The 20709-nt window shown below is 72.8% G+C and carries 21 protein-coding genes; 10 read left to right on the top strand and 11 right to left on the bottom strand.

The features are described 5' to 3' along the window. The first annotated feature begins 612 nt into the window (after nucleotides 1–612). Entirely contained in the window at nucleotides 613–1836 is a 1224-nt protein-coding gene (locus IEZ12_RS39730; protein ID WP_189277998.1) for a helix-turn-helix domain-containing protein, read from the top strand. Between the two features lie 431 nt (nucleotides 1837–2267). Then, nucleotides 2268–3602 (top strand): serine hydrolase domain-containing protein, encoded by a 1335-nt coding sequence (locus tag IEZ12_RS34685; protein WP_189278000.1) that lies wholly within the window; start codon nucleotides 2268–2270, stop codon nucleotides 3600–3602. A gap of 6 nt (nucleotides 3603–3608) precedes the next feature. Here the strand turns inward: IEZ12_RS34685 and IEZ12_RS34690 are convergent, their stop codons facing one another. Beyond that, nucleotides 3609–3815: a DUF1737 domain-containing protein gene (locus IEZ12_RS34690; protein WP_189278002.1), complete on the bottom strand. Its 207-nt coding sequence runs from the start codon at nucleotides 3813–3815 to the stop codon at nucleotides 3609–3611. A 163-nt stretch (nucleotides 3816–3978) separates the two neighbouring features. Here IEZ12_RS34690 and IEZ12_RS34695 point away from each other — a divergent pair, with 163 nt between their 5' ends. Then, a complete protein-coding gene (locus tag IEZ12_RS34695) occupies nucleotides 3979–4473 on the top strand; it encodes a ricin-type beta-trefoil lectin domain protein (protein WP_189278004.1) in 495 nt (164 codons plus the stop codon). Between the two features lie 29 nt (nucleotides 4474–4502). On the opposite strand, the gene IEZ12_RS34700 is transcribed toward IEZ12_RS34695, so the two are convergent. After that, nucleotides 4503–5672 carry an FAD-dependent oxidoreductase gene (locus IEZ12_RS34700; protein WP_189278006.1) on the bottom strand — a complete coding sequence of 390 codons (1170 nt, stop codon included), beginning with the start codon at nucleotides 5670–5672 and terminating at the stop codon, nucleotides 4503–4505. Between the two features lie 94 nt (nucleotides 5673–5766). Between IEZ12_RS34700 and IEZ12_RS34705 the strand changes: the two genes are divergently transcribed. After that, nucleotides 5767–6504, top strand: coding sequence for a TetR/AcrR family transcriptional regulator (locus IEZ12_RS34705; protein WP_189278008.1), 738 nt, complete (start codon nucleotides 5767–5769; stop codon nucleotides 6502–6504). A gap of 181 nt (nucleotides 6505–6685) precedes the next feature. Here IEZ12_RS34705 and IEZ12_RS34710 read toward each other — a convergent pair whose 3' ends face one another. The 6 genes from IEZ12_RS34710 to IEZ12_RS34735 form a co-directional block, all read right to left on the bottom strand. Continuing rightward, the gene (locus IEZ12_RS34710; protein WP_189278011.1) at nucleotides 6686–7087 is read right to left on the bottom strand and encodes a hypothetical protein; all 402 of its coding nucleotides are present in this window, start codon (nucleotides 7085–7087) and stop codon (nucleotides 6686–6688) included. A gap of 181 nt (nucleotides 7088–7268) precedes the next feature. After that, nucleotides 7269–7736 carry a MarR family winged helix-turn-helix transcriptional regulator gene (locus tag IEZ12_RS34715; RefSeq protein ID WP_189278013.1) on the bottom strand — a complete coding sequence of 156 codons (468 nt, stop codon included), beginning with the start codon at nucleotides 7734–7736 and terminating at the stop codon, nucleotides 7269–7271. Beyond that, nucleotides 7733–9463, bottom strand: a complete 1731-nt coding sequence (locus tag IEZ12_RS34720) for an MFS transporter (RefSeq protein WP_444542901.1) — start codon at nucleotides 9461–9463, stop codon at nucleotides 7733–7735. The genes IEZ12_RS34715 and IEZ12_RS34720 overlap by 4 nt, the downstream gene beginning before the upstream one ends. A gap of 250 nt (nucleotides 9464–9713) precedes the next feature. Further along, nucleotides 9714–9872 carry a hypothetical protein gene (locus IEZ12_RS34725; protein ID WP_189278017.1) on the bottom strand — a complete coding sequence of 53 codons (159 nt, stop codon included), beginning with the start codon at nucleotides 9870–9872 and terminating at the stop codon, nucleotides 9714–9716. 88 nt (nucleotides 9873–9960) lie between these two features. Continuing rightward, a complete protein-coding gene (locus IEZ12_RS34730) occupies nucleotides 9961–10512 on the bottom strand; it encodes a dihydrofolate reductase family protein (RefSeq protein ID WP_189278019.1) in 552 nt (183 codons plus the stop codon). A 157-nt stretch (nucleotides 10513–10669) separates the two neighbouring features. Then, a complete protein-coding gene (locus IEZ12_RS34735) occupies nucleotides 10670–11539 on the bottom strand; it encodes an RNA polymerase subunit sigma-70 (protein ID WP_373295563.1) in 870 nt (289 codons plus the stop codon). Between the two features lie 116 nt (nucleotides 11540–11655). On the opposite strand from IEZ12_RS34735, the gene IEZ12_RS34740 reads away from it, so the two are divergent. Beyond that, nucleotides 11656–12630, top strand: a complete 975-nt coding sequence (locus IEZ12_RS34740) for a sigma-70 family RNA polymerase sigma factor (protein WP_189278047.1) — start codon at nucleotides 11656–11658, stop codon at nucleotides 12628–12630. A gap of 7 nt (nucleotides 12631–12637) precedes the next feature. Here the strand turns inward: IEZ12_RS34740 and IEZ12_RS34745 are convergent, their stop codons facing one another. After that, the gene (locus tag IEZ12_RS34745; RefSeq protein WP_189278023.1) at nucleotides 12638–12925 is read right to left on the bottom strand and encodes an STAS domain-containing protein; all 288 of its coding nucleotides are present in this window, start codon (nucleotides 12923–12925) and stop codon (nucleotides 12638–12640) included. A gap of 167 nt (nucleotides 12926–13092) precedes the next feature. Between IEZ12_RS34745 and IEZ12_RS34750 the strand changes: the two genes are divergently transcribed. Then, nucleotides 13093–13653 carry a dihydrofolate reductase family protein gene (locus tag IEZ12_RS34750; RefSeq protein WP_189278025.1) on the top strand — a complete coding sequence of 187 codons (561 nt, stop codon included), beginning with the start codon at nucleotides 13093–13095 and terminating at the stop codon, nucleotides 13651–13653. 310 nt (nucleotides 13654–13963) lie between these two features. Continuing rightward, on the top strand, nucleotides 13964–14425 hold the full coding sequence (locus tag IEZ12_RS34755) for a hypothetical protein (protein ID WP_189278028.1): 462 nt from the start codon (nucleotides 13964–13966) through the stop codon (nucleotides 14423–14425). A gap of 64 nt (nucleotides 14426–14489) precedes the next feature. Here the strand turns inward: IEZ12_RS34755 and IEZ12_RS34760 are convergent, their stop codons facing one another. Continuing rightward, on the bottom strand, nucleotides 14490–16673 hold the full coding sequence (locus IEZ12_RS34760; RefSeq protein ID WP_189278030.1) for an MMPL family transporter: 2184 nt from the start codon (nucleotides 16671–16673) through the stop codon (nucleotides 14490–14492). Nucleotides 16674–16777: 104 nt separating this feature from the next. Between IEZ12_RS34760 and IEZ12_RS34765 the strand changes: the two genes are divergently transcribed. Beyond that, nucleotides 16778–17362, top strand: a complete 585-nt coding sequence (locus tag IEZ12_RS34765; protein ID WP_052508980.1) for a TetR/AcrR family transcriptional regulator — start codon at nucleotides 16778–16780, stop codon at nucleotides 17360–17362. Nucleotides 17363–17407: 45 nt separating this feature from the next. On the opposite strand, the gene IEZ12_RS34770 is transcribed toward IEZ12_RS34765, so the two are convergent. Beyond that, entirely contained in the window at nucleotides 17408–18178 is a 771-nt protein-coding gene (locus tag IEZ12_RS34770; protein WP_043907328.1) for an SDR family NAD(P)-dependent oxidoreductase, read from the bottom strand. A gap of 101 nt (nucleotides 18179–18279) precedes the next feature. Here IEZ12_RS34770 and IEZ12_RS34775 point away from each other — a divergent pair, with 101 nt between their 5' ends. Both IEZ12_RS34775 and IEZ12_RS34780 read left to right on the top strand, forming a co-directional pair. After that, nucleotides 18280–18864 carry a TetR/AcrR family transcriptional regulator gene (locus tag IEZ12_RS34775; protein ID WP_189278032.1) on the top strand — a complete coding sequence of 195 codons (585 nt, stop codon included), beginning with the start codon at nucleotides 18280–18282 and terminating at the stop codon, nucleotides 18862–18864. 252 nt (nucleotides 18865–19116) lie between these two features. Continuing rightward, on the top strand, nucleotides 19117–20676 hold the full coding sequence (locus IEZ12_RS34780; RefSeq protein ID WP_189278034.1) for an RICIN domain-containing protein: 1560 nt from the start codon (nucleotides 19117–19119) through the stop codon (nucleotides 20674–20676). Nucleotides 20677–20709 lie beyond the last annotated feature (33 nt).

Raw genomic sequence — 20709 nt, forward strand, 5'->3', positions numbered from 1 at the left:
TGTTGCAGTACTAGTTGCATCGGTGGGTGGTCGCCCGCGGAGACCTGCAGCCGGCTCCCGCCCAGCCGGCGCATCCCGGGGCGCGGGTCAGCCGGCGCCGCCGCCCAGCCGCCCTGACCCAGCTGCGCCGCGCGGCGACGATGTCGGCCTCGGCGATCCGCCGGCGCTGCGGCCAGGACGGCAGCATCGAGGCACCTCCCGCCGAAGGCCTTTGATCCTCCCCAACCCGCCTTCCTGGCAGGTGAGTTCACGAGTCCCGCCGCTCTCCGCTTTCCCCGTATTCCGCGCCCTGGCCGCACTTCCGGACCGGCCCGGAATTCCATCGCCCGCGGTCGGCCCGGCCGGCTCTTTCTCCGACGGTGCGTCGACTTCTCGCCCTCCGGGCCGGGAAAAGGGCATCGGCGGGTGCCAGGAATCGCGCCCCTCCCCCTCCGGAACTGTCACGACGGCGAGCGTTTCCGCCCGTCCGGCCTCCCCGGTGAGGCCCGCACGACTGCGCCGGACCTATTGACCGGTGCGTGGCCTCGCCGCATACTCCCCCTGTCGTCGACCGCCGCCGGGTGTGCACGGGACCCCCGTTGGAACGGATTATCGCTACCGGGAGGATCGGAATTGGCTGGGCCCTGGGAGGGACTTCCGCGCGAATTATCGGCCGAACTCAGGGCGGAGCAGCAATCCTTGGCGACCGAGATCATCCGGGAGATCAGGTCCGCCGTCCCCGAATTCGCCCGCCCGCTCTCCGGCCAATTCGGCGCCGGAATCCAGCAGGGCGTGGAGACCGCGCTCGCCGAGTTCGTCGACCGGGTCGCCGGACTGCCCGCCGCCGGCCCGCGACAGGTCCGGGTCTACCGGGCGCTGGGCCGCGGCGAACTCGCCGAGGGCCGCAGCCTGGACGCCCTGCAGGCGGCGTTCCGCCTCGGCGCCCGGATCGCCTGGCGCCGCTACGCCCGGGTGGCCCGCCGCCACCGCCTCGACCCGGAGCAGCTCGTCACGCTGGCCGAGGCGGTGTTCGCGCACATCGACGAGGTCGCAGCGGCCAGCGTCCAGGGCTACATGGATGCCCGCACCGACCGGGCGGGGGCGCTCGGCCGAGCCCGGCACCGGCTGCTCGACCTGCTGCTGTCCGGTACCGCCGATCCGGCCGAACTCACCGCCGCCGCACAGTCCGCGGACTGGCCGCTGCCCGCGCTGCTCGCCGGCGTCTCGCTCGACCCGCGCCCCTCGGGCCCGTCGGCGCCCCTTCCGACGACCCGTCAACCGCTGGCCCGGATCGCCTCGTTCGGCGCCCGACCCGCGGGCGACGGCCGACTGCCCGACCACGTCCTGATCAACCTGGAGGCCCCGCAGCCCCACCTGCTCCTGCCCGACCCGGCGACCGCCCTGACCGACCCCCGGATCACTGCCGCCCTCCAGGGCCGCGGCGCGGTGATCGGCCCGCCGGTGCCACCCGCCCTGGCGGCGCAGTCGCTGCGCTGGGCCCGTCTGGTCCGCGCCTCCCTCCCGCAGGCCCCCGACCAGCCGGTCGACTGCCGCGACCGCCTCGCGGACCTGCTCCTGCTCACCGACCCCGCGCTGGTCCGGCTGATCGCCGAACGCCGCCTCGCCCCACTGGCCCCGCTCACCCCCAAACAACGCGACCGCCTCGCCGCCACCCTCCTCGCCTGGCTCCAGACCGGCCGCGGCACCGCCCCCCAGGTCGCCGCCCGCCTCGGCATCCACCCCCAGACCGCCCGCCAACGCCTCCACCGCGTCCACCGCCTCTTCGGCCCGTCCCTCTCCTCCCCCGACACCCGCTTCGAACTCGAAGTAGCCCTCCGCGCCACCCCACACCCCTGACGCCCCCCACGGCCTGCCCCACCGCACACCACCCACCTCGGCCCCCAACAGCCCACCCCCTCCCACCAGTTCCGCGGCCGGCGGTTAGCATCCGCCCGCGCGGCTCCCTCCCCTGTCCCCTCCACCAACCGGCCCCCTCCCCCATTCCGCCCCAACAACCCGCCCCTTCACGGCACTTCCGCAGCCAGCAGTTGGCATCCGTCCGCCCCCTCCCCCACCCCATCGACCAACCGGCTCCCTCCCCACGCCACCCCCAACAGCTCACCCGCTCCCACCAGTTCCGCGGCCGACGGCTGGCATCCGTCCGCCCCCTCCCCATCCACCAACCGACACCTCCCCCACTCGGCCCCCAACAGCCCACCCCCTCCCACCAGTTCCGCGGCCGACGGTTAGCATCCGTCCCGGAACGGTTTTCGTTGGGCGGGGAGGGCATGAGCGTGCTGGACGGGCTGGACGAGTTCTGCGAGCAGGCGTTGGCGGCGCACGGGTGTCCGTCGGTGAGCGTGGCTGTGGCGCAGGGGCAGGAGTTGGTGTTCGCGCGGGCCTACGGGCTGGCGGATGTCGCGGCGGGTCGCGCCGCCACTCCTGAGACCGCCTACGGTCTCGCCTCGATCACCAAGGCGTTCACGGCCGTGGCCGTGTGTCTGGCCGCCGACCGCGGCCTGCTCGACCTGGACGCGCCCGTGCCCGGCAGTCACCCGTGGGCGACGGCGCCGACGCCGCGTCAGCTGATGCAGCACCGGGGCGGGTTCCCGGCGTACTACGACTTCCACTACGGCGACGAGCCGTCACCGATCGACCCGGCCGCCTACCTCCGTCAAGTGCGCACGCCGGGCAGTGACTTCGAGTACTCCAACCTCGGGTACGGGCAGCTCGGCGAGCTCCTTGAGCAGGTCTCCGGCCAGTCCCTGCGCACGCACCTGCGCAAGCACGTGGCCGAGCCGCTCGGTCTGACGTCCTTCGAGCTGGGCGACGTCCACCCCGGCCCCGCACCCGTCGCGCGGCGCTACACCCCGGACGGCCGTACGTACCCGGACTGCCACAGCAGTCACCTGGCCGCCGGGTCGGGTTGGGCCACGGCCGGTGACATCGCGCTGTTCGCCCGCCGCTCCGCGGGGCTGCTCCGGCCGGCCACGGCCGCGGCGGTGCTGGACGGCCCGGCCATCACCGACCGTCTCGACTACGGTCTCGGTCGGATCGTCCAGCGCGAGGGCGGCTCGGTGATCTCCAGCCACGGCGGTGGCATGGGCGGTGTCTCCACCATGATGATCGACCTGCCCGACCGCGAGCTCTCCTTCGCCGTGCTGGCCAACTCCACCGACAAGTCCGCCCGCAACGCCGTGGTCCGTCATCTGATGGACGCCGTCGCCCCGGAGTTCGACTCCGGCCACCTCCAGCCGGTCACCGAGCGGGCCCGGGACTTCACGCTCGCCCCGGGCGGCTGGGCGGGCCGCATCGAGACGCTGGACGGTGAGATCCCGTTGCGGCTGGACGTCCTGACGGATCGTCAGGTTCGCGTCGCACTCGCCGATCTCCCGCCGGTCACCGTCCCGGCGGCCGCCTCCCACCGCTGGGACGTCCGCCTCGCCGCCGACCTCCAACTCCCCACCGTCGACGCCCGGTTGAACAGCCCGTCGTTCGGCCTGGAACTCCGCACCGACGGCGACGGTCTGACCGGGTCCGCCATCGCCTACAAGGACGGCGACCGCGAGGGCCTGCTCGGCCCGTACCTGGTCCACCCCTGTCGTCTGCTGCCCGTCGGCTGAACCCCGTCAGGACTGCCGCGACGGCTGCGGCCAGAGCAGCGCCTGTGCCACGACGACCCGCTCGCCGTCGAACGTGACGGCGGGCCCTTCGTGCAGTTCGTAGCCCAGGGCCAGCGCCTCGCTGACCCGGTGGCAGAACGAGGCGTCGTCGGGGCCGGTCAGGACGCGGTAGCGGGGCAGCCCGTCCGGCGGCGTGCTCGAAGGTGTGCTCATACCGCAAGGATCCCAGACCCGGCCGCTCGTCCTCCACGCCCCGGGGGCGCTCCGCCGCGCCGAACGCTCTGCCTGTGCCCTGCCCGCCGCTGCCGCGGGCGGGGCGCCTGCGGCTAGCGTGGAGACGGAAGTCCAGGCCCCATCCCCCACGGAGGGTCGGAGCATGAAGCTGCGTCTCGCGGCCGCGCTCGGCACGGCGGCGGCACTCGTCTCCCTGGTCGCCGGTTCCGGCACGGCCAACGCCTATGTGAACGTGGACAATCTCGTCATCGGCAGCAGCAAGTTCATCGATCACCACCTCGGCAGCGTCTACGGCAGCTACGAGTTGAGCTCGACCACGTACAGCACCTCGGCGGCCAACAGCCGTTGGAAGGTCGCGTCCGCCGCCCCCGACACCGGCTACCCGAACGTCCAGCTCCGCAACGACAGCAGTGGCCGCTGCGTCCGGGCGACGAGCGCCTCCACGGTGCAGATGAAGTCCTGCAACAGCCAGGACCCGTACCAGATCTGGGCGATGACGCAGGGGGCGATCGGCACCCAGTTCTTCAACTTCGCCGTCCGCTCCTGCTTGGACAACGGCAACAACAGCCCGTACCTCTTTCGCGAGGAGGGCTGCAATCGCACCAATCCCTACCAGAGCTGGTTCCTGGTCCAGTGACCGGACCGCCGAGGCCCGCCCGAAGCGGCCTACCCGTCCGCCACGCCCTCGCCGTTGAAGAAGGCGGCCACGCCCCGCGCGCCGGCCGGTGAGTGGATCAGCCTCATCACCCGGTCGGACTCGGCGGCGACCTCGGCGGTGCGGGCGAACATCTCGTCCTCGTAGGCGCGCAGCGCCGCCCCGGGGTCGGCCGGGTGGGCGGTGAGGGCGTCGGCGAGTTCGAGGGCGTCGCGCATCGCGGCGTTGGCGCCGTTTCCGACGGGCGGCATCAGGTGGGCGGCGTCGCCGAGCAGGGTGAGGCCGGGGCGGTGCGGCCAGCGCAGGCCGACGGGGAGGGCGGTGAGCGGACGTGGCGTCAGTTCGCCCTCGCAGGCGGCGATCAGCCCGCGGCAGGTGGGCGTCCAGTCGGCGAACAGCTCCAGCAGCGCGGAGCGGGCCTCGGCCGGGCGGTCGAAGGGGATGCCGCAGGTGGTGAGCCAGTCGGCGGGGCCGTGGAAGGACAGGTGGACCAGGACCCGGCCGTCGGAGCAGCGCTGTGCGGCGACCGACCGGCCGTCGCCGATCACCCAGTAGCTGCCCCGGCCGACGGCGGCGGCCAGTTCGGGGTGGGTGCGGTCGACGGCGGGGATGACGCCCTCGACGGTGTTGACGCCGAGGTGGTGCGGCTCGACAGGGGTGAGCAGCGGGCGCAGCCGGGAGCGGGCGCCCTCGGCGCCGACCAGGACGCGGTGTTCGGCGGTGCCGCCGTCGGCGAAGTGCAGCCGCCAGCCGCCGGCCGGGGCGGGCGCGGCGTGACGCACGGTGTGCGCCCACCGGACGGCGCCGGGCGGCAGGGAGCCGAGCAGCAGCGCGCGCAGGTCGGTGCGGTCGATCTCGGGCCTCGGCGGGGTGTCGCCGGGCGCGGTGGCGGGGGTGTCCTCGCGGTACAGCAGGGTGCCGGTGTGGTCGAGCAGGAGCAGGTCCTGCCCTTCCGGGCGGGCGTGGCGGCGGAAGGCTTCCGTCAGGCCGGCTTCGCGCAGGGCGCGCTGGCCGGTCTCCAGGTGCAGGTCGAGGGTGCCGCCCTGGAGCCTGGCATCCGGTCCGGCGTCGCGCTCGTACACCGTGACCGGGATGCCGCGCCGGGTGAGCAGCCGGGCCAGCGTCAGACCGCCCGGGCCTCCTCCGACGATGCCGATGTCTGTCGCGATCTCTGTGGACATGCGTCTCCCCCAAGCTGGTTGATACACCGTATCGCTCGATACACTGTATCGACAGAGTCCGGCCGCCCGCCACCGCCCGATCGGAGAACGCCTCATGACACCCCGTCAGCCCGTTGATTCCGGGTCCACCCCGATCTGGGCCCGCCCCGAGCCACCGGCCCGCCGGACGCCGCATCCGCTGAGCCGGGAGCTGATCGTCGGCGCGGCGCTGGAACTCGCGGACGCGGACGGCCTGGAGGGCGTCTCGATCCGCCGGGTGGCGGCGGCGCTGGAGGTCGGCCCGATGCGGCTATACGGGTACGTGGACACCAAGGACGAGCTGCTCGACCTGATGGCGGACGCGGTCTACGCCGAGATCGTCCCGCCCGCCGCCCACCTCTCGCCGGACTGGCGGGCCGGCCTGCGCCTGATCGCCGGCCTCACCAGGCGGGCCGCGCTGCGGCACGAGTGGTTCCCGGAACTGCTGGGCGGCCGACCACACTTGGGGCCGCACGCGCTGACCGCGCTGGAGGCCAGGCTCTCGGTGCTGAGCACCGTGCCGAACCTCACCGGCCGCCCCGCCGCGCTGCGCCGGGCCGCGGCCGCGTTCCACGCCTACCTGGTGGGGGCACTGCGCACCGAGCTGGCAGAGCGTCAGGCGGACCGGGTGGAGGGCCGTTCGGAGGAGCAGTGGCGGGATGCCATGTCCCCGTACCTGCGGCAGGTGCTGGACGAGGGCCGCCACCCGCACCTGGCGGAGCTCGTCGTAGAGGGCGAACACCCCACGCCCGGCGCGGAGTTCGAGGCCGGCCTGGAGATCGTGCTGGACGGCATCGCCGCACAGGTGTCCTGATCAGGCGCCCTTTTCGGGCAGCCGGGCGAACGTCTCCGGCCAGGCCGGCGGTCGCCCGGCCATTCCCCGCGAACCGGCTTGCCGGGGCCCGGCCGCGGCCACGACGCTGGTGACTGCTGCCCCGCCGTCCCGCCCTGCCGTTCCTCGCCGGCCGGGCGGGCACGGTGGTTCGGGCCGACTCTCACCTCGGCAGTGCCCGGCGCTTCGTCTCGACCGCGGCGCTCGTCACCAGCTCGTCCCAGACCGTCAGCTCCGAGAGGTCGAGCCCGCGCGGGCTGCACCAGTACAGGTGGATGCCCCGCAGGCCGACGACGGCGCGAACCGGTATACGCCGACTGCGGACGAATCCCCGGATCAGTATCCCGTCGGACTCGCAGACCACGACGGCCCGTTCGGCCCGGACCCCGAGAAAGGCCCCGATCGCCGTGCAGCACAGCCCGACGACGACCCTCGCCGTGGTCGGGACACCGGGGAGACCGGCGACCAGCAGCGTCGGCAGGCCGGCGACGAGCAGGAACATCCCCACCGCACTGGCGTGTCGAAGCCTCGGCTCGTGCTCCAGCACCAGCAGCTGCGCCTGCATCGGATCGGTCTCCGGCTCGGGAGGTGGCGAACATCCGGACCCGACCGGTGTAGCGGATCGCCGTTCGACTTGTCGAGGGGCCGGCCGACCTCCCACCGCCGACGTGGCGCCACGACGCGTCGACCGCCGGGCCGGGCCGCCGAACTGGCGACACGTCAATTCGCCAGCGTCCAAGGCCCGTTCAGTCCTCGAAGGCCACCAGCCGCTCCAGCACCGGCAGCGCCTCCAGCAGCACGGCGCGCTCCCGCGCGTCGAGCTCGGCGGTGCGACGGGCCAGCACCTCGGAGCGGCGTTGGCGGATCTCGGCGAGCAACTCGACGCCCTCGGGCGACAGTTCGACCAGCGCGGAGCGCCCGTCCTCCGGGTCGGGCAGCCGGGTGACCAGGCCGGAGGCGACCAGCGGGGTGACGGTGCGGGTCATCGACGGGGCGGCGACCCGTTCGCGGGCGGCGAGTTCGCCGAGCCGGATCGGGCCGTGCGCCTCGATCCGGGCCAGTGCGGAGAGCTGCGCGAAGGTGAAGTCCTGCCGGTCGGACGCCTGGGCGAGCTGCCGGTGCAGGCGCGCGACGACCAGCCGCAGCCGGACCACCGCGGCCGGGTCGAGCCCGCCCCCGACTGCCGAACTCCCTTGCCCTGCCGAGTCGTTCACGCCGTCTCCCGCGCGACGGCCGGGTCCTGGGCGACCGCTCCCCGCTCCGCCGCCCGGCCGCGCAGCAGCGAGGCGACGGCGGCCACCAGGGACATCGCGATGGCCAGCGAGAACACCACCATCAGTCCGTCGTGGAACGGCCCGGAGATCAGGTGCGGGAAGAACTCGCGTCCGGTCAGGGTCTGCGCGTTGGACGCGGGCAGGGTGGACAGCACGTGCGGGCCGAGCAGTTCGCGGATCGGGTTGTAGCCGAGGAACGCCGCGAACAGCGTGCCGACGGGCGGGAGTCCGGCGACCGCGTGGGCGTCGGCCGGGGAGACGCCCTGGGCGGTGAGTCCGCTGCTCAGGGTCCCCGGCAGGGAGCCGGCCAGACCGGCCACCATCAGCGAGAAGAACACGCCGATGGACAGCACCATGCCGGCGTTCTGGAAGGTGGCCCGCATGCCGGAGGCGGCGCCCCGGTCGGCGGCGGGGACGCTGGACATCACCAGCGCGGTGTTCGGCGCGGCGAACAGGCCGCCGCCGAGGCCGTTCAGGAACACCAGCAGGGCGAACCAGAGGTACCCGAAGTCGGTGGGCAGGAGCAGCAGTCCGGCGAACGAGCCGGCCATCACCACCAGGCCGCCGGCCGCGAACAGCCGGGCGCCGAACCGGTCGGAGAGGTGTCCGGCGATCGGGCCGGCGGCGAGGAAGCCGACGGTCAGCGGGACGAGGTAGATGCCGGCCCACAGCGGGGTGTCCGCGTAGTCGTAGCCGTGCAGCGGCAGCCAGATGCCCTGCAGCCAGACGATCAGCATGAACTGCAGTCCGCCGCGGGCGACGGAGCCGAGCAGGGTGGCCAGGTTGCCGCCGGCGAACACCGGGTCGCGGAACAGCCGCAGCGGGAACATCGGTTCGGCGACCCTGGTCTCGATGACGCAGAACGCGACCAGCACGGCGGCGCCGCCGACGAGTCCGGTCAGCACCCACGGGTTCGTCCAGCCCATGGTGCGGCCGCCGTACGGCTGGATGCCGTAGGTGATGGCGGCGAGCAGCGCGGTCAGGCCGACGGCGAAGGTGATGTTCCCCCACCAGTCGATCCGGCCCGGCCGGCGGATGCCGGTCTCGTGCAGCGAGCGGTAGGCCCAGACGGTGCCGATGATGCCGATCGGGACGTTGACCCAGAAGATCGACCGCCAGTTCCACTCGGCGAGCAGGCCACCCAGCACCAGTCCGACGAACGAACCGGCGATCGCCGCCACCATGTTGACGCCGAGCGCCATGCCGCGCTGCCGGGCCGGGAACGCGTCGGTGATGATCGCCGCCGAGTTGGCCATCAGCATCGCACCGCCGACGGCCTGGACCACCCGCCAGCCGATCAGCCAGAGTGCTCCGCCGCCGCCCGCCATCGGGTCGAGCGAGAGGATCACCGAGGTGACGGTGAAGATCAGGAAGCCCGCGTTGTAGATCCGCACCCGCCCCCAGATGTCCCCCAGCCGCCCGAGCGTCACCACCAGGACGGCGGTGACCAGCATGTATCCCATCAGCATCCACAGCAGGTAGCTGACGTTGCCGGGTTGCAGCGGGTTCAGGTGGATGCCGTTGAAGATCGCCGGCAGCGAGATCAGCACGATCGAGGCGTTGACGGTGGCGATCAGCATGCCGAGCGTGGTGTTCGACAGCGCGACCCACTTGTAGCGCGGATGCTCCACCCCGATCCGCCCCAGCCCGCCCGCTCCCTTGGTCACGTCGGCCATCTCCTGCCCCACCCGCTGGAAGCCAGATGATAATTAGCTGATGTGAACTAAATTACTCCGCACCGCTGCCGCAGGCCAGCCCGCGACACCAGCCCTCGCCGCCGACCCTCGCCGCCGACCCTCGCCGCCGACCCTCGCCGCCGACCCGCGACACCGGGCCTGGACGCGAGCCCTCGCCGCCCGCACGAACTCCCGGCACGAAGACCGTGCCGGGAGCCGGTTCGCACGTGCCCGCAGGCGCTTACTGCTGCTCCTCGTCCTGCTGCTCGTCCATGCTCTGCTGCCCCTGCTGCTGGTCGGCGGCCTTCTGCTGGTCGTCGCCCTGCGGGGACTTCTGACCGAGGCGCTGCCTGGCCTGCTCCTCCGCCTGCCGGGCCTTGTCCTTGAACTTGTCACTCATGCCCATGATTACTCCCTGCAATCGGACGGTTCCGGGCAGTGCCAGGCTGCCACGTACTCCCCACCCCCGCAGGTCGACCGCGGACCGCTCAGCTGCGCCGGTAACGGGCGTACAGCATCGGCCCGACCTGCTCCGCCTGCACGCAGCGCAGGTCGGCGGCGGACGCGCCGTCGGGGAACAGCCGGGCCCCGACGCCGAGCACGACCGGGACGGTGAGGATGCGGTACTCGTCGACCAGGTCGGCGGCGATCAGCTGGTGCACCACGCCGACGCTGCCGGTGACGACGACGTCCCGCTGCTCGGCCTTGACGGCGGTGAGCAGGTCTCCTTCCAGCAGGCGGGAGTTGGCCCAGGCGGAGGCGCCGGTGAGGGTGCGGGTGGCGACCAGCTTGGCGGCGGCGTTCATCCGGGTGGAGAACGGGTCGTCGCGGGTGGGCCAGAGAGTGGCGAAGTGCTGCCAGGTGCGGCGGCCGAGCAGCAGCACACCGTCGTCGAGAGTGGCGCCGAGGCGGAACTTGTCGCCGGAGACGTGTTCGGGGCCGTAGCGGAACATCCACCCGCCGCCGGGGGTTCCGCCGGAGCCGTCGGGGTCGGTGACCCGGCCGTCCAGGGTGGTGAAGCCGATGACGATGACGCTCATGGCGCGCACGTCCTTCCTCGTTCGGTGCGGTGGCCGCCGGGCTGTTACGGCGGCTCTCACCGGTACGTACCGGCGGCGCGGCCCGAACTCATCGCCCCTGCCGGAGAAATCGCCGGAGAAGTCGCCGGGGAGATCGTCAGGGGGATCGCCGGGAAAGTCATCGGATCGTCCCCGGCAGGTCGAAGGCACGGAGCGTGGCGGGGTCGGTGAAGACGGTGTTGCGGGTGATCCGTCCGTCGGCCAGGTCCAGGACCTGGAGGCTGTGCAGGCGGTGCTGCCCGCCCTCGCGTGCGTAGGCGGCGAACGCGGGTTGGCCGTTGGCGCGGGCGGGACGGGTCAGCCAGCCGGTGCCGCGCAGGCGGAAGATCCGTTCCATGAACGCGCCGTAGGCCTCCGGGCCGCGGAACCAGAGTGCGACCGGCGGCATTTCGAGCACGGCGTCCTCGGCGAGCAGGCCGACCAGCGCGGGCACGTCGGCGGCTTCGAACGCGGCCAGGTAGCGGTCGACGGCGGCCCGCTGCCGGAGGTCGTCGGGTTCCCGCAGGGTGTCCGCCGATCCTGCGGCGACGGTGGCCACGGTGGAACGGGCGCGCTGGAGTGCGCTGTTGACGGCGGCGACGGTGGTGTCGAGCTGCTCGGCGACCTCGGCGGCGGTGAACGCCAGGACGTCGCGCAGGATCAGCACGGCGCGCTGCCGGGCGGGCAGCAGCTGCACGGCGGCGACCCAGGCGAGGCGCAGCTCGGCCCGGGCGTCCACGTCGTACCGGCCGTCGGGGAAGGGTTGCAGCCACGGCACGTCGGTGGCGGGGACGAGCGGTGCGCCGGGGTCGTCGCCGGGGGCGCCGAGCCCGGACGGCAGGGGCCGGCGGGCCCGGCCGTCGAGGGCGGTGAGGCAGGCGTTGGTGGCGATCCGGTACAGCCAGGTGCGCACCGAGGCCCGGGTGGGGTCGTAGCGGTCGCGGGCGTTCCAGGCGCGCAGCAGGGTCTCCTGGACGAGTTCCTCGGCGTCCTGGAACGAGCCGGTCATCCGGTAGCAATGGACCGTCAGTTCGCTGCGGTGCGCGTCGAGTTCCACCCGGTCATGATGCCGCAGCCGCCGGATTGTCGGCGCCACCGTCTAGGGTGTCCGACGTGCCAGTGATCATGGATCGTGACGGGGTTGCGGAGCAGCTGGAGCCGTTCCGGCGGGAGCTGACGGCGTACTGCTACCGCATGTTGGGGTCGGCCTTCGAGGCCGAGGACGCGGTGCAGGAGACGATGGTCCGCGCCTGGTCGAAGTTCGACGGGTTCGAGGGCCGGGCCGCGTTGCGGACGTGGCTGTACCGGATCGCCACCAATGTCTGCCTGGACATGGGGCCGGCGGCGCAGCGGCGGGCGCGGCCAATGGATCTGACGTCGCCGTGTCCGGCGGGGTCGCCGGATCTGACGCAATTGGAGGAGAACATCTGGGTGGGTCCGGTGCCGGACGGGCGGGTGCTGGCGGGGGATCCGGCGGAGGTGGCGCTGGGCCGGGAGTCGATCCGGTTGGCGTTCGTCTCGGCGTTGCAGAAGCTGCCGGCCAGGCAGCGCGCGGTGCTGATCCTGCGCGAGGTGCTGGCCTGGTCGGCGGCGGAGACGGCGGAGCTGCTGGAGACGTCGGTGGCGTCGGTGAACAGCGCGCTGCAGCGCGCCCGGGCGACGTTGGCGGACAGCGGCGCGACGGCGGGTGACACCTTCAAGCCGTTGGACGAGGCGCAGCGTGCGCTGCTGGCCCGCTACGTGCAGGCGTTCGAGTCGTTCGACATCGAGGGCCTGAAGCGGGTGCTGCACGACGACGCGGTGCTGAACATGCCGCCGTTCCGGATGTGGCTGCAGGGCCTCGACGAGCTCGAAGTGTGGTGGCGCGGTCCGGGTCGCGGGTGTGCGAACTCGCGGCTGCTGCCGGTGGAGGCGAACGGCTCGCCCGCGTTCGCCCAGTACCGGTCGGCCGAGGACGGCAACGGCTGGACGCCGTGGGCCATCACGGTGCTGGAGGTGGTGGACGGCCGGATCGCCACGATGACCAATCACATGGACGTGGACCGGCTGTTCCCGCTGTGGGGTCTGCCGATGCGGTTGATGGAGGATCCGCGGCTCTGACATCGCGTCAGCCCTCGTGGAGGGTGTCGGCCAGCCCGGTGAGGTCGAGCACCAGCCTCAGCCGGGGGCCGACGCCGCGCAGTACCACCTGGTGGCCCGCCCGCCGTGCGAGTACTCCCAGCCTGCAGAGGCGTTGGAGGTCGCCGGGGGCGGGCCGCAGTACGTTCCCGACCAGCAGGGCGATCCGGGCGGGCGGGCGGTGGGCGTCCAGCAGCGCGGCGAACTGCTCCTCCAGCGAGGGGCGGGCGGCGTGCTGCGGCGGTACGTCGAACTCGACGGTGTCTTCGGTGTGCATGCCGGTGCTGACCGGTCGACGCTCGCGGACTCATCGGTGGAGCGACGGACGGGTCCAAGAAAAGTTTTTCGGATTTCTTCGCCGGGACCGATGAGTCCGGCGCCCGGGCCCCGTCTGACCGGTTGTAAGCGCGCAACACGCCGAGAACGAGCAAGGAGCACCACCCCATGAGGAAGATCACCGCCGGTCTGTTCATCTCCGCCGACGGCGTCGTGGAGTCCCCCGAGCAGTGGCACTTCAAGTACTTCGACGACGAGCTGGGCGCGGCGGTCGGGGCGCTGCTGGGCGCGTCGGACACCGTGCTGATGGGCCGCACCACCTACGACGTGTTCGCGGGCGCCTGGCCGGCCGTCGAGGAGGCGGGCGGCGAGGAGGCCGGGATGGCGAAGGCGATCGGCGACACCCGCAAGATCGTGGTCTCGCGCCAGGACCTCTCCTTCACCTGGCGCAACTCGGAGCAGCTGAAGGGCGGGCTGATCGAGGCCGTCACGGCGCTGAAGCAGGAGGAGGGCGGCCCGATCGGCATGTCCGGCTCGGTCTCGGTGGTGCGTCAGCTGCTGGCCGCGGGCCTGTTGGACGAGCTGAACCTGTTCGTCCACCCGGTGGCCCGGGGCACCGGCATGCGCCTGTTCGACGAGCTCGCCGGCCCGGTCGAGCTGACGCTGCTCTCCTGCCAGGCCTTCGCCGGCGGCACCGTGCACATGGTGTACGGCCCGGCCGCCGCGTAGTCGCCGATCGGCTCCCGCTCCCTCCGGGCACTCGGGTCGTCGGATCGACCGACCGGGTGCCCGGAGGGGGACGGCTCGTGTCCGAAGATTCCGGGGTGGCCCTGCCAAGACTTCCCCAAGTGTCGGCAATCACAGCGCAATCTCGCCATCGAAGGTCATTTTCCGGTCGAGCGCACCTTTTCCTCGCCGAATGACATCGCCAGCATTCGAACCTGTGGCAGGTTACGTCATGGCGCATGTGAAATATCACATGCGACACCTTGCTACCACGTGCCTCAGCTGGGCACCACCACATGGAGGAGAACGCACGATGAACCGACGTTCGATGAAGGGCCTGACCCTGCTCGCCGCGGGCATGGCCGCCGTCGGCGCCCTGACAGCCGCTCCCGCCCAGGCCGCCACCACTGTCACGACCACTGCCACGGAGACCTGCAGCCCCTGGTCGCTCCAGTCCGGGCTGATGACCCAGGTCTGCGCCTCGATCACCGGCGGCAGCGTCCAGTTCCTCGGTCGGGTCGCCCTGGCCGGCCCGCCCACCCCCGACTTCCCGCCGCAGCCCCAGGTGCTCTCCACCACGCTCTCCGGAACGGTCGTCGGCGGCTCCTCGCTCGGCTCGATCGCGCAGAACGTGAACTTCCTCGCGAGCACGGTCACCGTCAACGGCCCGACCGCCACCGTCGCCTGCGGTTCCACCGTCAGCGGCACCTTCGGCGTCAGCAAGTTCGGCTGGGGCCCGTCCCCGGTCACCGTCAACGCCGCGGTCCCCTGCTGACCCGAGCAGCAGTGAGCCGGGCCCGGGAGTCACGACTCCCGGGCCCGGCCCGTGTTCTGCTCCGTCAGACCCGTTCGGCGGCCTTCGCGGCCGGCCGGACCTCGGCGGCGGGCAGACCGGCGCCCTCCAGGTCCACGTCGGGGGTGATCCGGTCGAGCCAGCGCGGCAGCCGCCAGGCGCGGGCGCCGAGCAGGGCCATCGCGGCGGGCACCAGGGTCATCCGGACCACGAAGGCGTCGATGAACACGCCGACGGCCAGGGCGAATCCGATCGACTTGATGATCGGGTCGTGGTTGAACACGAACCCGCCGAACACCGCGACCATGATCAGCGCGGCGGCGGTGACGACCCGTCCGCTGCGCGCGACGCCGTGCGCGACGGCCCCGGCGGCGTCGCCGGTGTGCTGGTGGTGCTCGCGCATCCGGCTGACCAGGAACACCTCGTAGTCCATCGCGAGGCCGAACAGCACGCCGATCAGCAGCACCGGCAGGAAGCTCGTCACCGGCGCGGCGGACGGGATGTCGAGCAGGCCGTTCAGGTGGCCGTCCTGGAACACCCACACGGTGACGCCGAGCGCGGCGGCCACCGACAGCAGGAACCCGAGCACCGCCTTCAGCGGCACCAGCACCGAGCGGAACGCGACGGTCAGCAGGGCGAGCGCGAGGACCACGATCAGGCCGACGAACAGCGGCAGCGCGTCGGCGAGCTTGCCGGACACGTCGATCGCGGCGGCGGTCGCCCCGGCGATGTACAGCGTGCCGCCGCTCGCGGTGACGTCCGCCTTGTGGGCGCGCAGCCGGTCGACCAGGTCGCTGGTGGCCCGGTCGTCCGGCCCGGTGCGGGGGACGACCGGCACGGCGACGGTGCTGCCGTCCGCGTTCGCGATCGGCCTGCCGACGGCGGCGACGCCCGGGTCGGCGGAGAGCGTGGCGTGCAGCTCGGTGAGCGCGGACTCGCGCCGGTCGGCCGGGATGCCGGTGGCGTCGACCACGGCGACCAGGGTGGCGTTGAAGCCGGGGCCGAAGCCCTCGCTGAGCAGGTCGTAGCTCTTGTGCTGGGTGCTGGCGGCGGGCTGCGAGGCGTTGCTGGGCAAACCGAGCCGCAGGTCGCGGGCGGGCAGCGCGAGCGCGAGCAGCCCGACCACGCCGACCAGCAGCACCAGCAGCGGCTTGCGGGTGACGGCGCGCGCCCAGGCCGCCGACCACGAGCGGGCCGGCTTCGCGGCAGCCTTCGCCTTCGGCCGCGGCCGCAGGCGTTCGCCGAGCAGGCCGAGCAGCGCGGGCACCAGGGTGACGGCGACCAGCACGGCGAGCAGCACGGTCGCGGCGGCGGCCAGGCCCATCACGGTCAGGAACGGGATGCCGGTGACGGCGAGCGCGGCCAGCGCGATGATCACGGTGGCGCCGGCGAACACCACGGCGCTGCCCGCGGTGGCGGTGGCGCGGGCCGCCGACTCCTCGATCTCGCTGCCGGGTTCGGCGAGCTGCTCGCGGTGCCGGGCGATGATGAACAGCGCGTAGTCGATGCCGACGGCGAGGCCGATCATCAGCGCGAGCACCGTCGCGGTGCCGGTCATCTCGACCACGTTGGCCAGCAGTTGGGCGCCCAGCACGCCGATGCCGACGCCGACCAACGCGGTCAGCAGCGGCAGCCCGGCGGCGACCAGCGAGCCGAGTGCGACGGCGAGCACGGCGAACGCGACCAGCACGCCGATCACCTCGGCGGGGCCGCCGACCTCGAAGGCCGGTTCCATCACGCTGCCGCCGAACTCGGCCTGCAGTCCGGCCTCGCGCAGCGGCGCGGTCGCGTCGGTCAGCGCGTCCTTGGCGCTCTGCGGGACGTCGTGCGCGGGGCGGTCGAACTGCACGTCGGCGAAGGCGATCCGCAGGTCCGGCGAGACGCTGTGGCTCTCGAACGGGTCGGCGACGTGCACCACTCCGGGTATCCCGGCGGCCCGGTGCAGGCTCTCCCCCACGGCGGCCCTGGCGGCGGGGGTGTCCAGGCTCTGGCCGGCGGGCGCGGCCATCACCAGGCGGGCGGTGCCGTCGACGGACTCCGGCAGCTTCCGCTCCAACAGCTCCTGGGCCTGCTGGGACTCGATGCCTGGGACGGTGAACTCGGTGCTGGTGGGCCCGGCCAGGGTGGTGCCGAGGGCGCCGATCGTCGCGAGCAGCAGCAGCCACAGGCCGATCACCCGGCCTCGGCGGCGGACCGCCCATCGTCCCCATGCGTACAGGACCGACGCCATCGCGCCCCCTCGTGCTCAGAACCAGTGGATTTTTGCACCCTAAGGTAACTTTGCAGTCGACTGCAAAATTACCGCCACCGGTAGAATCGGCTACCATGCCTCGCATGACCGAGGGAGCAAGGGAACGCGGCAAGGCCCGCCGCCGGGAGGCGATCCTGCGAGCGGCCTACCAGCTGTTCGCGGAGCGCGGCTTCGAGGCGACCACGATCGCCGACATCGCCGACCGGGCCGAGGTGTCGGCGCGGACCGTCACCCTCTACTTCCCGACCAAGCTCGACCTGGCGACCTCCCACCTCGCCGAGTTCACCGACCGCCTCGGCCACGCCCTCAACCACCGCGAGCCCGGCACCACCACGCTGGAGGCCCTGGAGCGCTGGCTGCGCGCCGACCTCGCCGAGAACCCCGGCGACAGCGAGTTCGACGCGCTCTGGGAGACCATGCTCGACCGCAACCCCCAGCTGCGCGCCGTCGCCAACAGCCGCCTCACCGAGGCGATCCAGGAGGGCGCCCGGATCTTCGCCGCCGAACGCGGCGACGCCCCCGACGACTTCGGCCCCCGCATGGTCGCCGCCACCGCCGCCGCCGTCGTCTGCGAGCTCTACCTCCGCCCGACCGAGGCCCACCTGGACGCCGCCATGTCCTTCCTGGCCGCCGGCATCGCCACCCTCCCGCCCGGCCAGCTCTCCTGACGGACCCTCGGCCCCACCGCCACGCGGCAGGGCCGGGGCGCCCGCTCAGGCGAAGAAGCCGCCGTCCACGGCCAGCACGCTGCCGGTGATGAACGCGGCGGCGGGGGTGGCCAGGAACACCACGGCGGCCGCGAGCTCCTCGGGCCGGCCGTAGCGGCCGAGCGCGTTCAGGGCGCGCTGGGCGTCGGCGCTCGGGCCGTCCTCCGGGTTCATCTCGGTATTCACCGAGCCGGACTGCACCACGTTGACGGTGATCCCGCGCGGGGCGAGCTCCAGCGCGGCGGCCCGGTTGTACGCGGTGACCGCGGCTTTGCCGGCCGCGTAGTCGGCGGTGCCGGGCCGGGTCGGGCGGACGGCCAGGTTGGAGCCGATGGTGACGATCCGTCCGCCGTCGCCCATGACCGGCGCGGCCGCCCGGATCGCGGCCGCGACCCCGCGCACGTTGATGGCGTACTGCCGCGCCAGCGCCTCCTCGTCGACCGGCTCGTCGACCGGGCCGGTGGCGATCACGCCCGCGTTGTTGACCAGGACGTCCAGCCGCCCGAAGTCCGCCGCGACGGCGCCGACCAGCTCGGCGACCTGCGCCGGGTCCGCCTGGTCGGCCTTGTACGCGACGGCCCGCCGCCCGAGCGCCTCGATCTCCCGGACCACCGCCTCCGCGCGCGGCGCCGATCCGCTGTGGCTGATCGCCACGTCCGCCCCGGCCGCGGCCAGCGCCAGCGCGGTGGCCGCGCCGATGCCGCGCGAGCCGCCGGTGACAAGTGCGGTGCGGCCGGCCAGCACGTCGGGCGCGAAGGTGGCAGTGGTGAGCGTCATGACGGTTCCCCTCCGATATCTGTACCGCTCGGTACATATCGGGGACGCTATCATATCGATCGGTACAGAACTCGACCGAAACCCACGGAAGGCAGGGCGACATGACGGGCCGTCCGCGCGCGTTCGACCTGGAGGACGGGCTGGAGCGCGCCATGCACGTGTTCTGGCGGCACGGCTACGAGGGCACCGCGCTGTCCGACCTGACGGCGGCCATGGGCATCAACCGGCCCAGCCTGTACGCCGCGTACGGCAACAAGGAGGCGCTGTTCCGCCAGTGCCTGGACCACTACCACCGCGGGCCGGCTCGACACGTCCGGGAGGCGCTCGACGAGCCCACCGGCCGGGCTGTCGCCGAACACCTGCTGCGCGGCACCGTCGCCGCGGTCACGCACGAGGAGAGCCCGGGCTGCCTGCTGGTGCACGGCGCACTGGCCACCGGCGAAGGCTCCGCCGCCGTCCGCGCCGACACCGCCGCCCGCCGCGCCGAGGGCCGCGCCGCACTCCGCACCCGCCTCGAACAGGCCGCCGAGGCGGGCGAGTTGGCACCCGGAACCGACCCCGCCGTGCTCGCCGACTACCTGACCACCCTCACCCACGGCCTCGCCGTCCGCGCCTCCGACGGCACCCCGGCCGAACAGCTGCACCGCATCGTCGATTTCGCCCTGAGCACCTTCCCCGCCGCCTGACGGCGCATCAGCTCGCTCAGCGGCGTGCGCGCGAGCCGTTTTGCGCCGGGCGCGCACACTGGGTCCGCAATCGGAACACGTGATTCCGCACGCCCCTGGTGAACGGCGTGTCGCCGACAGGACGATGGCTCACGGTCCGCTGACGCCTCGTCACCCCACGGCGCGCCACGGGCCGGAGCCGGGCCCCCACCCGGACTCCGTGCGCCCGCTCCGCCGTCCAGCGGTCCGGGCACCTCGTCGGGAAGGACGTCCATGTCTCACCGTCCCACCATCGCGCTGCGCCTCCTGGTGCCGGCCCTGCTCGCCGCGGCCGGCATCGTCCCGCTCACGGCGGGAGTCGCCTCCGCCACGTCGCCGATCTGCCTGAGCGGCAATCTCAAGTACGACTACCAGTCCGCCGAGGCGGGCACCTCCAAGCCGACCCTGACCAAGGCCGCCCGCAACGCCACCGTCGAGCTGTGGGGCCGGGAGAAGTCGACCGACACCGACCACAAGCTGAACACCGACACCCAGCTGACCGGCGCCGCCGACGGCTCGTTCAACCTCTGCTACACCCCGGTCACCACGACCTCGATGGATCACCTGTACGTGCGCTTCGCCGCCCAGAACAACCACGTCTGGCGGACCGCCGACAACACCGGCACGGTCTACGCCTTCAACACGCCGACCCTGTCGAACGTATCGGCCGGCGTCGCCCTCGGCACCGTCAAGCCGACCACCGCGCAGCGCGCCTGGCACGCCTTCGACACCGTCAACCTGCTCTGGTCGCGCCGGGCCAACTCCACCACCCCGTGCTGGACCACGAGCGAGGCGAACGCCGCCACCTGCACCATGCTGACCGAGCAGTGGTACGCGGGCTCCACCGACGGCGCCTGGTACGACCTGTCGAACACCCTGCACCTGGCCGACGCCGACCCGGACTCCGAGCACACCGTGCTGCACGAGACGGGGCACTTCTTCCAGCAGCGGCTCTACAACGGCACCTTCCCGGCCGTCACCAACTGCAACCCGCACTACATCCAGTACACGTCCTCCGCCACCTGCGCCTGGACCGAGGGCTTCGCCGACTCGGTCGCCGCCTACCTGGAGGGCGACCAGCGCTACGTGTGGTCGGACGGCTCGTCCTACCCGTTCACCGCCGCCTACGGCTGGCAGACCGGCGACCAGGTGCAGGGCAACGTGGACGGCGCCCTGCTCCAGCTGTGGAACCAGGTGGACGGCAGCTGGGACCGCACGATCGCCACCCTGACCTCGCACACGCCCGCGACCTTCGCCGACTACTTCAAGAACGTCCGTCCGACGGCCGTGCCACCGCTCTCCACCACCGGCGCCGCGCTGACCGCGCTGGACAGCAGCGCCATCAACTACGGCCCCACCGTGGTCGGTGACAACGGCTACCACGCGCTCAGCAACGGCGGCGGCGTCGCCCTCCAGCGCAACGGCACTTGCACCGGCAGCATCCCGTCGGTGGCCGTGTTCGCCACCCTGAACACCACCATGGCCTCGCAGCGCTGGAAGTTCGTCGCCAACGGCGACGGCACCGTGCGGATCCTCGACAGCTGCCCGATCCCGCTCTACCTGACCGCACCGACCGTCGCCGGCGGCCAGATCTCCCTGACGGCCGTCAACCTCGGTGGCGCCAACCAGCGTTGGACGGTCACCCAGAACTCCGTCGGTACCTACACCGTGGCCAACCCGGCCACCGGCTTCGTCCTGGACGGCAACGCCATCGCGGGCCAGGCGGTCACCGCCAACACCGCCAGCGCGAACTCCGCCGGCCAGAACTGGGCGTCGGTCTTCTCCATCTACTAGGGGCCGTCCGACCGATCACCGACGAGCCGACAG

Origin of the sequence: Kitasatospora griseola, assembly GCF_014648555.1 — a bacterium.
GTDB classification, from domain to species: domain Bacteria; phylum Actinomycetota; class Actinomycetes; order Streptomycetales; family Streptomycetaceae; genus Kitasatospora; species Kitasatospora griseola.